This is a genomic window from Oryzicola mucosus, from assembly GCF_014534685.1.
Classification (GTDB): Bacteria; Pseudomonadota; Alphaproteobacteria; order Rhizobiales; family Rhizobiaceae; genus Oryzicola; species Oryzicola mucosus.
This window is the reverse complement of the sequence record NZ_JACVVX010000003.1, coordinates 82,907-96,408: the sequence shown is the minus strand read 5'-3', so window position 1 is coordinate 96,408 and position 13,502 is coordinate 82,907. Positions and strand designations below refer to the sequence as shown.

Genomic DNA, 13,502 nt, shown 5'->3' with positions numbered 1-13,502 from the left:
GAGTTACACAATACTGGCGAGGCGCATTCATCCCCGCCGCGCCACCAAAATGCCGGCGATGACAACAACGCCGCCGAGCGCCTGAAACGCGCTGATCGTCTCGTTCAGCAACAGCCACGCGACAAAAGCCGCCACGACCGGCTGGATCAGCAGCGTCAGCGACGAGAAGGATGCAGGCAAAACGGCGAGCGCATAGATGATCAGCCCCTGCCCGCCGATATGGCATATCCATGCAAGGGCAATGACGATGGCCCATGCGTAGGCTGTGAGCGGCCAGATCGAGGGCTCGAAGACCAGCGCGAATGGGAGAAGGCACACGGCCGCCGAACCCGTTGACCAGAGCAATGTCGTCAGCGTCGAGTAACGACTGCGCAGGCGCGACAGCGACAACACGTATCCGCCGTAGAACATGGCGGCGACCACCGCGATGGCATCGCCGCGCAAATCGCCGGCGCCTCCGGATGCAACGCCGAGGTTGAGGACCGCCACGCCGGCAACGGCGAGAGCCAGACCGGCCAGGAAGGTTCGGCTGACGGTGTTGCCGAACAAGAGCCAGCCGCCCAGCACAACGAAGATCGGCGCGAGATTGGCGAGCAGCGTGGCGTTCGCCACAGACGTAATGTGGATCGAGATATGCCACGTCAGCAGGTCGCCGGCGAGCATCGCTCCGGGGGTCACCAGGGCAAGTACCTCGCGCAGCGACCGTGGCTGCTGGTTAGCCTGTTCCTTCCTGTCTTCCGCCGCCCGCCATACCAGCAGCGGCAACAGCGCAAGCGTCACCCGCCAGAAGGCGGTGCTGATCGGCCCGATGTCCGACAGCCGGACGAAGATTGGCGACAGCCCGATGATGATGCCCGCGAGCAATAAGGCCGCGAGCGACCAGCCTTCCGAAGGCTTTACGATTGTTTTCATGACCCCAGCCGGCTGTTCGTCATGGCACTTTATCAGCGCGGCATGAGAAAAAGCTCTGCCACACCGATCTTTGCATCCAGCCAGACTTGGATCGGATCAGACCTCGACGGCCATGACCGAAACGCAGTCGCCCACCTGCACCAGCCCAGGAAAATGCCGCGCAGCTAGCAGGCCTGAAATGCCCGACTTGACCTCCTGCGGCGCAAGCCCGGTCCGACCGGTAGCATGGATGCGCGCTACCACTTGGCCGGCTTGCACAGGCTCGCCGAGATCGACCATTGTTTCGATCATGCCGTCGCTTTCGGCAAAGCAGAAACAGCCGTCCGGCATATCGAGCCAAGTCGTCGGAGCGGTTTCGACGTCACCTGAAAGAATACCGGCATGGCGAAGCACATTGGCGACGCCGCGTCGTGCGATGCGCACGCTCGCCGCGGTCGACGTGCCGCCGCCGCCGAGTTCGGTTGTGACGAAGATCTTGCCCATCTCCTCCGCCGCGGTGTCGTACATGCCGACGGTGTCGATCTCGAGCATCTTCACCGACCAGGGTGCTGAGAAAGCCTCGACGGCATCGAACGAGGCCTTCTCCTGCGCCTTGTCGGGCAGCACATGGGCCGCGCACCAGGGCAGGAAATCCAGCGTTTTTCCGCCGGAATGGAAGTCGAGCACGATATCGGCGCGGGGCAGCAACTCGCGCTGGAAATAGTCGGCGATCTTCTGCGTCACCGAGCCATCCGGCTTGCCGGGAAAGGATCGGTTCATGTTGCCCTTGTCGATCGGCGAAGTGCGCGTGCCCGTCCTGAACGCCGGGTAGTTCATCGCCGGGACGATGATCACCGTCCCTGAAACGTCCCTGGCGTCAAGCCGGCGCGCCAGATCGAAGAGGGCCAAGGGGCCTTCATACTCGTCGCCATGATTGGCGCCCGTCAGGAGCGCTGTCGGACCCGACCCGTTCCTGACCACGCAGATCGGTATCATCACCGATCCCCACGCCGAATCGTCCCGGCTATAGGGCAGCCGCAGATGACCATGCTGCACGCCGTCCCTGTCGAAATCGACGGTCGGCGAGATCGGCGACGGCCGAATATCACTCTGGCCCGACATGATCAGTCCTTCACCACCAGCTTGCGCGGCACATTGGCGAGGCACTCGACGCCGGTGTCGGTGATCAGGATCGACTCCGTAATCTCGAGGCCCATCGTCTCGAGCCACAGACCGGTCATGAAATGGAACGTCATGCCTGGCTTAAGCTCGGTCTTGTCGCCGGGGCGCAGGCTCATGGTGCGTTCGCCCCAATCCGGCGGATAGGACAGGCCGATCGGATAGCCGGTGCGGTTGTCCTTCACGATGCCGTATTTCTTCAGCACCGCGAAGAAGGCATTGGCGATGTCCTCGCAGGTATTGCCGGGCTTGGCTGCCTCCAGACCGGCCTCCATGCCTTCCAGCGTCGCCTTCTCGGCGTCCAGGAACGCCTGCGTCGGCTTGCCGAGGAAGACCGTGCGCGACAGGGGAACGTGGTAGCGGTTGTAGCAGCCGGCGATCTCGAAAAACGTTCCCTCGCCCGACTTCATCGGCTTGTCGTCCCAGGTCAGGTGCGGGGCGGATGCGTCCGCGCCGGACGGCAGCAGCGGCACGATAGCGGGATAGTCGCCACCGAATTCGGGTGTGCCGCGAATACCGGCATCGTAGATCTCGGCCACCAGGTCGCATTTGCGAAGGCCAACTTCGGTCTTCTCCGCGATGCGCTGGTGCATGGCCTCCACAATGCGCGCCGCCTTGCGCATATAGTCGATCTCTGTTGCGCTCTTGACCGCGCGCTGCCAGTTCACCAGTGCCGTGGCATCGACCAAACGTGCATTCGGCAGATGCTTCTGCAGCGATGCGAAGGCGGCGGCCGAGAAGTAGTAATTGTCCATCTCGACGCCGATGGTCAGCTTGCCCCAGCCTCGGTCGGCAATGACCGACGACAGATAGTCCATGGGGTGACGCTCGGTCGACTGAACATAGTGATCTGCATAGCCCACGATGTTGTCATGGGTGAGATAGGCGGTGCGCTTGGCTCCGTTGGCGTCCTGGCCGCGTCCGAACCAGACGGGCTCGCCCTGCGGGGGGACCAGCACCGCCTGATGCACATAGAACGACCAGCCGTCATAGCCGGTCAGCCAGGCCATGTTGGACGGGTCGGAGCAGATCAGCAAATCGACGCCTTTCGCCTCCATGGCGCGGCGGGTCTTGGCCAGCCGCTCGGCATATTCCTCGCGGGTGAATTTCAGATTGGGCTGCATGTCCTCGGTCCTGCTTGTTGGGTCCGCTGGCGCGGGCCGGATAAGTTCAACTTTCGAATGGGGTACCGGCATGCGCCGCCCGCGCCCGGTCGCGGGCGAGCGTGGCGATGGCCGTGTCCTGCACGCCGGTCCCGGTCAGATCTGCGATGGTGATGTCGTTCGTTGCGGCGCGCCCTGGCCGCAAGCCGGCGACGATCTCTCCAAGTTCGGCCACTTCGGCATCCGCGCCGATCAGGCCGGCGGCAATAGCGTGATGCAGTTCACCCAGGCGTCGGGCCTGCCGCGCGCTGTCGGCGACATAGAGGTCAGCCACGGCGATGAGGGCCGGCGCCAGTTCATTCTTGTGCTCGGCATCCGAACCCATCGCCGTGACATGTTGGCCGCTGACAATGAGGCCCTCATGGACCAGCGGTTCGGTCGACGGCGTGGTGGTGACGACGATGTCGGCGCCAGACGTCGCTTTCGCCGCATCCGGTTCGACGCGAACCCTGATCCCCAGCTTTTGGCGCATCGCACCCGCCAGGCGTTCCGCTTTGGCGGCGTCGCGCGCCCAGATGCGCGCTTCGGCGATCGGCCTCACCAGGGTCAGTGCCTCGAGCTGCAGCGCGGCCTGTACACCGGCTCCGAAGATCGCTGCAACCGACGCATCGGGCCGCGACAGGTGTTTTGCCGCTACCGCGCCGGCGGCCGCCGTCCGGATATCGGTGAGATAACCATTGTCGAGCAGAAGCGCCTCGACCAATCCTGTACGAGCCGACAACAAGACCATCATGCCGTTGACGCTGGGCAAGCCAAGCTTCGGATTGTCGAAGAAGCCAGGGCTGATCTTGATGGCGAAAGCGTCGATGCCCGGAACATAAGCCGTCTTCACGTCGACCTCGCCCCGATGCTCGGGAATGTCGAGCCGCAGGATCGGCGGCATGGCGACAGCTTCCGTCGCCAGCGCCCGGAAGGCGTTTTCGACGCAAGCAACCGCATCGAGATCGAGTTTGACGATCTTTCGCAGCTCGGCTTCGGTGAGGATGGTCATGGATGGCATGAGGATGCCTCCACGGATTGCGCTCTACGGCACCCCCCTCTGTCCTGCCGGACATCTCCCCCGCAAGGGGGGAGATTGGAAGCTTCGCGCTCACCGCTCGTCCTGCAACGCTTGCAATTGGCGAAAGCCGATGCAACCTCTAATTTCCTCCCTTGAGGGGGCGATCGCAGGCAGGCCAGAGGGGGATGGGCGGACGCCATCACGCCGCCCTCCCCTGCTCACCATCCATCGTCTCGAATTCCGTCCGCTCTCCCGAAACGATCCGCCGGTGCAGATCCATGTCGATGTTGCGGCCAGACACAAGCGCCACGATCGGCCCCGCCGAGGGCACCTTGCCAGCCAAGATCGCTGCTACACCAACCGCCCCTGCGCCTTCGACAACCTCTCGCTCGTGCCGGTAGAGATGGCGGACGCCGTCGGCGATTTCGGTTTCCGAAAGCAGGATCACATCGTCCAGCAGGTCGCGGCACATCGCAAATGTCAGGCGGTTGTCGAGCCCGACCCCGCCGCCGAGCGAATCCGCCAGCGTCGGCAGTTCCTCGACAAAAACCGGCCCACCCGCGTCAAGGCTTGCCTTCATCGCAGCACCGCGCGCCATGGAAATGCCTATGACACGGGTCGCCGGATTGATGCCTTTGACCGCAGTTGCGATGCCGGCTGCGAGACCACCGCCGGAGAGTTGCACAAGCACTGTCGCGGCATCGGGGACCGCCTGCATCATCTCCAGCCCAAGCGTGCCTTGGCCCGCCACGATATGCGGATGGTCGAAGGGCGGCAGCATCACCAGTCCCTGCTCAACCACGAGACGCTCGACCTCCTGTTGCGCATCGTCCTGACTGTTGCCGACAATGCGGATCTCGGCGCCCAGACGTTCGATCTCTGCGACTTTGTTGGTCGGGACCAGCTTAGACATGCAGATGACAGCGCGCACGCTTTCGCGTTGTGCGGCATGGGCAAGAGCGCGGCCGTGATTACCGGTAGAGGCTGCGACCACGCCACGCCGCCTCTCGCTAGCGCTCAACTGCAGGATTGCATTGCTGGCCCCACGCAGCTTGAAGCTGCCGGTGGTCTGCCTGCTCTCGAGCTTGAGATGGACGGGCACGCCGGCGAGCTCGCCCAGCGAGGCCGACAGAACCATGGGCGTCGGCTCGATCGTGCCGGCGATGCGTCTGGCTGCAACGCGGATATCTTCAGTCGAAACTGTCATGATACATACAGCGGCAGCGTCATCAACCGCCCGAATTGAGGATAGGACGTCTGGTCGCCCGTCAGGCGCAGGCACTGCCAGGCCGACGCCTGGTTGCTGCTGACGACAGGCCGGCCGATCGCCGTCTCGATGGCGGGAACCACGGACGCTGCCCGCAACGCCGTGCAGGATACGAACAGCGCCTCTGACTGACCCGCCATCGCTTCCGCTGCGAGGTCGGAGAGGGTTTCGGTTGCAATACGCGCCATCTCCCGGTCGTCGTCGAAGCCAAGACAGGTGAACCGATCGATGTGGAACCCGCGCGCTGAAAAATAGTCCGCCATCGGTCGGCTGGTCTCGATTGTGTAAGGGGTGAGGATGCTAATCCGCCGCGCACCCAGTGCGTTGAGCCCCGCAACGGCGGCAAGCGGCGGCGTCACCACCGGCACGCCCGGCTTGGCCGACTGGATTGCCGCCTTAATCTCCCCATCGCCGATGACCACCGAAGCGGAGGTGCAGGAATAGCAAATCGCGTCCAGGCCTTCGTCTGGCAGAATGAGCGCTGCCCCGGCCGTCAGCGCTGGCTGCATCTTGCGCAGGTTTTCGGGCGTCGTCGGATTGGCATAAGGAATTCGCGCGACATAGACGCCGACCCGTTCACTGGCTACCATGCGGCGAAAATCCGGCTCGCTGGTGTGGTCGGTGGCGAGCACGATCAGGCCGATCCGCTTCTCCAACGGCCGCGCGTCAAGCACTGGACGGTCGGCACGGAGATCGAGTTCGATTGGTGTGCGCGTAGATGCGTTCATCGCTCGACCCTCCCGTAGCGGTGTTCCAGCCAGCGCAGCAGCACCACCGCGACAAGGCTGATCGCGAGGAAGAACGCACCCACCAGCGTTATCGGCTCGATGTAGCGATAGTAGGTATTCGCCACGCTTTTCGCCTGGTTCATCAGTTCGAGCACCGTGATGGCCGACAGCAGCGGCGTTTCCTTGAACATAGCGATAAAGTAATTCGCTAGCGCCGGAATCATCGGCGGTATGGCTTGCGGCAGTATGACCCGCGTCCAGGTCTGGCGCGCACTGAGATTGCAGGCCTTGGCGGCCTCCCACTGGCCGCGCGGCACATTGTCGATACCAGCGCGGTAAACCTCCGCCGTATAGGTCCCGTAATGCAGGCCGAGCCCGATTACCCCTGCCACCAGCGGCGAGAGCAGGATGCCGATGTCGGGCAGCACGTAGAAGATGAAGTAAAGCTGCACCAGAAGCGGCGTGCCGCGAATGAACTCGGCGACGAAGCCGATGCCGCGCGCGAGAATACGATTCGGGGAGCGCCGTCCGAGCGCGATGCCGAGCCCGACCACCGCGGCCAGTACCGAGCCGAGCAGGGTCGCCAGAATGGTGATCTTCACGCCCTCGATCAGCGTGGGCATGATCTGCCAGACGAAGTTCCAATCCCACTCCATCAGCGGGCCTTTCCTGCGGGACGAGCCAGGGCCATCAGTTGCGCACTCCGTCGAGCCCACGTGCCATACGTCGTTCCAGCGCGCGGATGGAGAAGGTGATGATCATGGCGAAGGCGAAATAGAGAATGAGGATCGTGGCGAACGGAAACAGCGTGTTGCCGGTCTGAGAACGGACGATATTCGCCTGGAATGTCATGTCTGCCAGCGAGATCAACGACACCACCGAGGTCGCCTTGAGCAATTCGATGGCGTTGTTGCCGAAGGTCGGCAGCATGACAAGCAGCGCCTGCGGGACGATGATACGGCGCATGCATTGCCAGCGGCTGAGGTTGAGCGCGATGCAGGCTTCGTACTGCTCCTTGCCGATCGACAGGATCGCGCCGCGCACCACCTCGGCGGCATAGGCGCCGACATTGAGGCCCAGCGCCAGCACACCGGCTTGCAGGGGCGTCAACGAAATCCCGGCGAAGGGCAGCACGAAATAGGCGAAGAACAGCTGCACGAAGATCGACGTGCCGCGAAAGAACTCGATATAGGCGGTCGCCAGCCAGCGCAGCCCAGCGAAACGCGACAGCCGTCCAAGCCCGGCCACAAACGCCATGACGAGCGCCAGCGCCGACCCCATCACGGTCAGTTGCACCGTAACCACAGCGCCTTGCAGGATAAGGCTGAGATATCCGGACCAATCGGTCATGCATTCTCCAGCTGACTGGCATTGCGCGGCGTGGCCTTCTCCCCTTGCGGGAGAGGTGGCCGACCCTGAGCTTGTCGAAGGGGAGGTCGGATGAGGGGTATTGGACAAAGTCCGACGTCTCATTCCTTCCAGCACCCCTCATCCGTCGCCTATTCTCATCCTTGCTTCGCAAATCCGAGGGCGACACCTTCTCCCACAGGGGAGAAGGTGGGGTCGCGCCATTACTGCGCCGGAGCGCAGAGCTTTGCCGTTGTAGTCGACATCGCCGCCGCCGCCGAGAAGCCGTAGGGCTCGATGATCTTGGCGAACTCGCCCGATTCCTTCATCTTGGCCAATTCGACGTTGAATGCGTCGCGCAGCGCCTCGTCGCCCTTCTTGAAGGCTGCGCCATCGCAATAAACCGGCGCGCCTTCGACGGGGGCGATGACTTCGAGGTTCTCGTCGGCGGCCTTCTTCATCAAGTCGTTGATGGACAGGACCGGCAGCGAATAGGCGTCGATGCGGCCATCCTGAACCATCTTCAGGCCGCTCTGGCCGTCCGGCACGACAATGACCTGCGCGCGCGGCACACCGGCATCGAGCGCCAGCTTCTCTTCCGTGCCGCCACCGGGCGCACCGACCGTGGCGCCGTCCTTTGCGAAATCGGCATAGGACTTGAAACCCTTCGGATTGCCTTTCTTCACCAGCAGCGCCTCGGCGTCGCACAAAACCGGCTCGGAATAGACGACAGCCGCGCAGCGCTCTGGTTTCATGAAAAGGCCCGCCGTGACCACGTCATGGCGGCCGGCCTGCAGGCCGGGGATCATCGCGCCATATTCGGAGATAGAGGCGACGATGTCCGGCACACCCAGGCGCTTGAAGACTTCACGCGCCACATCGGGCGCTGCACCTGACACCTTGCCGTCGGCGCCAACGGCCGTGTAGGGCGGCTCGTTGGCGATGGCCACGCGGGCAAAACCCTGCGCCTTCAACTGTTCCAGCTTGGCGTTGTCCTGCGCCGAAGACGGCACCGAAACGGCAACCGCTGCTCCCAGCGCCAAAGCGCCTATGCCGGTGAAAATCGCTATTTTTTTCATTGCTCCCATTCCTTTGCTTCTGTCGTTCTGACTGTTCTGGTTTTCGCGGCACAGGAAACCAAGCCTTGCCACGGCATTGCGGTCAGACCCGATGTCCGGCCGCGATGATCTTGCGTAGGAAAGTCTGCGTGCGCTCCTGCTTGGGATTGCTGAACATCTCATCCGGCTTGCCCTCCTCAACGATCTTGCCGCGATCGAAGAACAGCACCCGGTCGGCGAAGTCATGGGCGAAACCCATCTCGTGCGTAACCAGAAGCATGGTCATGTCGGTCTCGGCGCAGAGCTTCCAAAGAACGTTGAGCACTTCCTCGACCAGTTCGGGATCAAGCGCCGACGTCACTTCGTCGAACAGCATGATCTTGGGCTGGAGAGCGAGAGCGCGGGCTATCGCGACACGCTGCTTCTGCCCTCCGGAGAGCTGCGCCGGCATGGCCTTGGCCTTTTCGGACATGCCGACCATGTCGAGCAGTTCCATTGCGCGCTTCTCGGCCGCGGCGCGGGCCACGCCCTTGGTCAGCATCGGCGCGAGCGTGACATTGTCGATGACCGACATGTGCGGAAACAGGTTGAACAGCTGGAAGACCATGCCGATCTTCTGGCGCATCTTCGTCAGGTGGCGCTCGTCGGCTGCGACCAGTCCGCCATTCTTCGGCATGTGGTAGAGTTGCTCGCCCTCTATGGCGATGTGACCTGCATCGATGCGCTCGAGCGTCATCAGGATACGCAGTATCGTCGTCTTACCCGATCCCGAAGGACCGATCAGGGCAAGCTTCTCGCGCGGCATCACCTGCATCGACAACCCGTCCAGGACCTGGAAGTTGCCGAAGCTTTTGCTGATCGCGTCTATCTTGATGATGGGCTCAGTCATCGTCTCTCCAGGTTTGACGATCCGACCCCTAAACGATGGGTAACTTATGAAATCATGTCAATTCGTAAAATAAAATCATGACAATTATTACAATTGTGCCAGGTTCTTGATCGCGTTGCCTAGAGCGTTTCCTGCTTAGATTGAATCGTTCTGCCGATGGGAATTCGGGACAAGGTCGAGGGGATCGTCGATGGTCGGGCTGGTGGCCCGGACGAGACGAGCCCCGAAGGATTTGACCCGAATTAACTCGGCCCGAAGGGTTTCCCGCTGGCGGGCGCCCGCTGTGTCAGCCGGCTTGCCCGATGAACCACATCGGGACTGCGCCGCCTTCCTGGCGGATCGCCTCGCCATCGGCGAAACAGAACGGCTTCAATCTAAACAGGAAACGCTCTAGATTGCCAGCAGCAGGTGCTCGGGGTCGCCTAGGAGCAGACGCGCCACGATGCCAAGACCGACGCGCAACTCGTCTTCGGTGGTCGACCCCAGCGAGATTCGCACGGCAGGCTGCCAAGGCGCATTGGATGTCTTGAACGAGAGGCCGGGCGCAATGCCGACGCCCTGCAGGCGCGCTTGAGCGACAAAGCCCTCTTCGGTACGGTCATCCGGCAGCGGGAGCCATAAATGCAACGCGTTCGGATGCGTCAGCACACGCCCGGCCCCTAGCACTTCGTCAACGATTTGCTGTCGCCGCATCAGCGCTGCTCGCTGCCAGCGCACCAGTTCCAGCGCGGTTCCGTCTGTCACCCATTTCGAAGCGATTTCGGCAACAATAGGCGTCGCCATCCAGTTCGACACCAGATGCCGGTTGGCGACCGCGGCTGCGTAACGGTCTGGTGCGACCAGATAGCCGATGCGGAGGCCAGGCACTGTGATCTTGGTGAAACTCGTCAGATACAGCGTCCGCTCCGGTGCCATCGCCGCAATCGGCGGCGGCCGGTTTTCCACCAAGGGCCCGAGCACGTCGCTCTCGATAATGGCAATGTCGTGCTTGCGCGCGACATTGACCAGTTCGGCACGGCGCTGCTCCCGCATCAGTGTTGCCGTCGGGTTGATGACCGAGGGTTGGACGAAAACCGCGCGAATATCGGCTTCCCTGCAGGCCTCCTCGAGTGCATTGGGAAGAATGCCGTCTTCATCGATGGGCAAGCCCTCAAGGTTGAAACCCAGATAGCGCGCGAGCGGCACCAGCGTGTGGTGGCCGATGGCTTCCGTCGCCACCGTTGAGCCGGGCGGAGCGACGCTCATCAACGCAACCGTCATCGCCGCAGTCGCCCCGTTGGTCAGGCTGACGCTCTGCGGCGACACGCTCAGCCCGCACGCCTTCATCCACTCGACCGCCACGGCGCGATGGCGTGGGAAAACGACGTTGGGGCGGAACGACAGCGCCGAACTGGATGGCAGATTTTCGCCCAGCCATGTCAGCGCCTGCTTCATCCGCTCCAAATGCATGGGTTCGCAGACCGGCTTGAGGATCGACAGGTCGATAATCTCGCCTAGCCGTTCCGGCAGATAGGGCGGCTCGACCTCGCGGCGCATCGTCTGCACAAAGCTACCGCGCCCGATCTCGCCGGAGATCAATCCTCGGCGGATCAGTTCTTCATAGGCGCGGCTGACGGTCTGCACCGATAGGCTCAAATCATAGGCGAGCTTGCGATGCGTCGGCAGGCGCGTGCCGTTCAAGAGGCGCCCGTCGTGAATGGCACGCGCGAATTGATCGGCCAGCGAGAGATAGGCCGGACGCCTGATGAGACTGGGATCGGGATGCCAAATTGTCATGACCTATAGAGATATAAATCAGTTCAATTGACAATGGGGCCTGCGCCACTTCATGCTCCAGATCATCACATTTGCGGGTCGGAATGAACGCCTTGAAACTCGACACCATCGATCTGAAAATCCTCGACGCCATCCAGCGCGACGGGCGTATCACCAAGCTCGCCCTGGCCGAAAAGGTCGGCCTGTCGCCCACGCCGGCCTGGCTCCGGCTGCGAAAGCTCGAAAAGGCAGGCATTGTGCGCGGCTACCATGCGGCGCTCGACATGCGCTCGGTGGCACCGATCGCCACGGTGCTGGTCGAAGTCACCTTGCGAAGCCACCGTCAGGCGGATTTCGACCGCTTCGAACGCGTCATCCGCGAGACGCACGAAATCGTCAGTTGCTGGTCGGTCGGCGGCGGCATCGACTACATGCTGAAGGTGGTCGCCCGCGACATCGACGCCTATCAGCGCCTTGTCGATTCGCTGCTCGAACGCGAAATCGGCATCGACCGCTATTTCACATACATTGTGACGCGAACCGTCAAGGAAAACGAGCCGGTTCTCGTCGACGGTATGCTTGGCGACAATGCCGCGTGATAGAGAGTCTCTCTACAAAACGGGCTCGCCATAATCGGACTATCTGCATCCGGCATCGGCTTTGGTCCATCCTGCTAGGATGATGGGCCTATCATCGGGAAACCCTTGGAGGCCCCGATGACCGCAAGACGAGCGACCGAAGCACCCAGCCACGCTCTGGACGGGCTGAACGACCGCAAGCTCCAGCGCCAACTGGCTTATGTCGGCGGAAAGTGGACGGCGGGCAGCGGCGCTGCCTCCTTCGCGGTGACGGACCCCGCCAATGGCGATGTCATTGCCAATGTCGCAGCCCTTGATGCTGCCCAGGCGACACTGGGCGTTGATGCCGCCGTCGCGGCGCTGCCGGCGTGGCGCGGGCTGCTGCCGCAGGCGCGGTCGGCCATCCTGCGCCGCTGGTTCGAGCTGATCCTGGCTGCGAGGGAAGACCTCGCGCTGATCATGACGCTGGAACAGGGCAAGCCGCTGAAGGAATCGCGCGGCGAAATTGATTATGCCGCGTCTTTTGTCGAATGGTATGCCGAAGAAGCCAAAAGGCTGAATGCCGAGAGCGTGACCAGCCATCTGCCGCATGCCGAGATGATCGTTCGGCGCGAAGCCCTAGGCGTCGCAGGCATTGTCACGCCGTGGAATTTTCCTGCCGCCATGCTGACGCGGAAGGCAGCTGCAGCGCTTGCCGCCGGCTGCACTGTTGTCGCCCACCCATCGTCGGAAACGCCGCTTTCAGCCCTCGCACTGGCCGAATTGGGCGAGCGCGCCGGCTTGCCGGCGGGCGTTTTCAACGTCATCACCGGCGATGCGTCGACCCTCGTCGGCGAGTTGTGCAATGACCGCCGCGTCCGGGCGCTCAGTTTCACCGGCTCAACCGAGATTGGCAGACTGATCGCGGCACAGTGCGCACCGACCATGAAGCATCTTGTGATGGAGCTTGGAGGGCACGCGCCGCTGATGGTGTTCGACGATGCCGATCTGGAGCGCGCCGTCGATATCGCCCTGGACGCGAAATTCGCGACATCCGGCCAGGACTGCCTGGCCGCCAACCGCATCTATGTGCAGCGCGCGCTCTATCCTGCATTCTGCAAGGCTTTCGCGGTGCGGGTGGCGACGCTGAGGCTCGGCCATGGCCTCGACGACACCACCGACATCGGCCCGCTGATGCATGCGCGCGCGGTAGCCAAGGTTCAAGCCCAGGTTTCCGATGCGTTGGCGAAGGGTGCGCGATGCCTTGTTGGAGGTGCCGTTTCCACAACCGGAGCTTTGTTCTTCGAGCCGACCGTTTTGGTCGATGTGCCCGACGATGCGGATATCATGCGCGACGAGACTTTCGGGCCGGTCGCGGCGGTGACGCCGTTCGACACCGAGGCCGAGGTCATCGATCGCGCCAATACAACCGAGTATGGGTTGGTAGCCTATGTCGTCACCGATAATGGCGCGCGACAATTGCGGCTCGGGCGTGCGCTCGACTACGGCATGGTCGCCATCAACCGCGTCAAGATAACGGGCGCGCCAGTCCCGTTCGGCGGCGTCAAGCAGTCCGGCCTCGGACGCGAAGGCTCGCGCCACGGCATCGAGGCGTTCACGAACCTCAAATATCTCTGCCTCGACGCCGCCTGATGTTCAAACCGGAAC

13 protein-coding genes are annotated in these 13,502 nt (G+C 62.7%); 2 read left to right on the top strand and 11 right to left on the bottom strand.

Annotated features, from left to right (window positions below):
* Window positions 1-27: 27 nt before the first annotated feature.
* The 11 genes from ICI42_RS10750 to ehuR all read right to left on the bottom strand — a co-directional run bounded on the left by ICI42_RS10750 (window position 28) and on the right by ehuR (window position 11,298).
* Window positions 28-912 carry a DMT family transporter gene (locus ICI42_RS10750; RefSeq protein ID WP_188164575.1) on the bottom strand — a complete coding sequence of 295 codons (885 nt, stop codon included), beginning with the start codon at window positions 910-912 and terminating at the stop codon, window positions 28-30.
* 96 nt (window positions 913-1,008) lie between these two features.
* Window positions 1,009-2,013, bottom strand: coding sequence for a N(2)-acetyl-L-2,4-diaminobutanoate deacetylase DoeB (gene doeB / locus ICI42_RS10745; protein WP_188164574.1), 1,005 nt, complete (start codon window positions 2,011-2,013; stop codon window positions 1,009-1,011).
* A 2-nt stretch (window positions 2,014-2,015) separates the two neighbouring features.
* On the bottom strand, window positions 2,016-3,194 hold the full coding sequence (doeA, locus tag ICI42_RS10740; protein WP_188164573.1) for an ectoine hydrolase DoeA: 1,179 nt from the start codon (window positions 3,192-3,194) through the stop codon (window positions 2,016-2,018).
* 46 nt (window positions 3,195-3,240) lie between these two features.
* A complete protein-coding gene (locus ICI42_RS10735; protein ID WP_188164572.1) occupies window positions 3,241-4,233 on the bottom strand; it encodes a cyclodeaminase in 993 nt (330 codons plus the stop codon).
* Between the two features lie 199 nt (window positions 4,234-4,432).
* The gene (gene eutB / locus ICI42_RS10730) at window positions 4,433-5,440 is read right to left on the bottom strand and encodes a hydroxyectoine utilization dehydratase EutB (protein WP_188164571.1); all 1,008 of its coding nucleotides are present in this window, start codon (window positions 5,438-5,440) and stop codon (window positions 4,433-4,435) included.
* Complete coding sequence (gene eutA / locus ICI42_RS10725) at window positions 5,437-6,228, bottom strand: ectoine utilization protein EutA (RefSeq protein ID WP_188164570.1); 792 nt, start codon at window positions 6,226-6,228, stop codon at window positions 5,437-5,439. The genes eutB and eutA overlap by 4 nt, the downstream gene beginning before the upstream one ends.
* The gene (gene ehuD, locus ICI42_RS10720; protein WP_188164569.1) at window positions 6,225-6,884 is read right to left on the bottom strand and encodes an ectoine/hydroxyectoine ABC transporter permease subunit EhuD; all 660 of its coding nucleotides are present in this window, start codon (window positions 6,882-6,884) and stop codon (window positions 6,225-6,227) included. Before ehuD ends, eutA begins: the two co-directional genes overlap by 4 nt.
* Window positions 6,885-6,918: 34 nt before the next feature.
* Window positions 6,919-7,578: an ectoine/hydroxyectoine ABC transporter permease subunit EhuC gene (gene ehuC, locus ICI42_RS10715; RefSeq protein WP_188164568.1), complete on the bottom strand. Its 660-nt coding sequence runs from the start codon at window positions 7,576-7,578 to the stop codon at window positions 6,919-6,921.
* A 221-nt stretch (window positions 7,579-7,799) separates the two neighbouring features.
* On the bottom strand, window positions 7,800-8,663 hold the full coding sequence (ehuB, locus tag ICI42_RS10710; RefSeq protein WP_407945149.1) for an ectoine/hydroxyectoine ABC transporter substrate-binding protein EhuB: 864 nt from the start codon (window positions 8,661-8,663) through the stop codon (window positions 7,800-7,802).
* 73 nt (window positions 8,664-8,736) lie between these two features.
* Complete coding sequence (gene ehuA / locus ICI42_RS10705; RefSeq protein ID WP_188164566.1) at window positions 8,737-9,522, bottom strand: ectoine/hydroxyectoine ABC transporter ATP-binding protein EhuA; 786 nt, start codon at window positions 9,520-9,522, stop codon at window positions 8,737-8,739.
* A gap of 390 nt (window positions 9,523-9,912) precedes the next feature.
* Window positions 9,913-11,298, bottom strand: coding sequence for a MocR-like ectoine utilization transcription factor EhuR (gene ehuR, locus ICI42_RS10700; protein WP_188164565.1), 1,386 nt, complete (start codon window positions 11,296-11,298; stop codon window positions 9,913-9,915).
* An 83-nt stretch (window positions 11,299-11,381) separates the two neighbouring features.
* Between ehuR and ICI42_RS10695 the strand changes: the two genes are divergently transcribed.
* The gene (locus tag ICI42_RS10695; RefSeq protein WP_188164564.1) at window positions 11,382-11,876 is read left to right on the top strand and encodes an Lrp/AsnC family transcriptional regulator; all 495 of its coding nucleotides are present in this window, start codon (window positions 11,382-11,384) and stop codon (window positions 11,874-11,876) included.
* Window positions 11,877-11,993: 117 nt separating this feature from the next.
* A complete protein-coding gene (locus tag ICI42_RS10690) occupies window positions 11,994-13,487 on the top strand; it encodes an NAD-dependent succinate-semialdehyde dehydrogenase (RefSeq protein ID WP_188164563.1) in 1,494 nt (497 codons plus the stop codon).
* The last annotated feature ends 15 nt before the right edge of the window (window positions 13,488-13,502 follow it).

What these genes read in the sequence shown, in the direction of transcription:
- ICI42_RS10750 (WP_188164575.1), bottom strand. Translation starts at nt 912, where the DNA reads ATGAAAACAATCGTAAAGCCTTCGGAAGGCTGGTCGCTCGCGGCCTTA.
- doeB (WP_188164574.1), bottom strand. Translation starts at nt 2,013, where the DNA reads ATGTCGGGCCAGAGTGATATTCGGCCGTCGCCGATCTCGCCGACCGTC.
- doeA (WP_188164573.1), bottom strand. Translation starts at nt 3,194, where the DNA reads ATGCAGCCCAATCTGAAATTCACCCGCGAGGAATATGCCGAGCGGCTG.
- ICI42_RS10735 (WP_188164572.1), bottom strand. Translation starts at nt 4,233, where the DNA reads ATGCCATCCATGACCATCCTCACCGAAGCCGAGCTGCGAAAGATCGTC.
- eutB (WP_188164571.1), bottom strand. Translation starts at nt 5,440, where the DNA reads ATGACAGTTTCGACTGAAGATATCCGCGTTGCAGCCAGACGCATCGCC.
- eutA (WP_188164570.1), bottom strand. Translation starts at nt 6,228, where the DNA reads ATGAACGCATCTACGCGCACACCAATCGAACTCGATCTCCGTGCCGAC.
- ehuD (WP_188164569.1), bottom strand. Translation starts at nt 6,884, where the DNA reads ATGGAGTGGGATTGGAACTTCGTCTGGCAGATCATGCCCACGCTGATC.
- ehuC (WP_188164568.1), bottom strand. Translation starts at nt 7,578, where the DNA reads ATGACCGATTGGTCCGGATATCTCAGCCTTATCCTGCAAGGCGCTGTG.
- ehuB (WP_407945149.1), bottom strand. Translation starts at nt 8,663, where the DNA reads ATGGGAGCAATGAAAAAAATAGCGATTTTCACCGGCATAGGCGCTTTG.
- ehuA (WP_188164566.1), bottom strand. Translation starts at nt 9,522, where the DNA reads ATGACTGAGCCCATCATCAAGATAGACGCGATCAGCAAAAGCTTCGGC.
- ehuR (WP_188164565.1), bottom strand. Translation starts at nt 11,298, where the DNA reads ATGACAATTTGGCATCCCGATCCCAGTCTCATCAGGCGTCCGGCCTAT.
- ICI42_RS10695 (WP_188164564.1), top strand. Translation starts at nt 11,382, where the DNA reads ATGAACGCCTTGAAACTCGACACCATCGATCTGAAAATCCTCGACGCC.
- ICI42_RS10690 (WP_188164563.1), top strand. Translation starts at nt 11,994, where the DNA reads ATGACCGCAAGACGAGCGACCGAAGCACCCAGCCACGCTCTGGACGGG.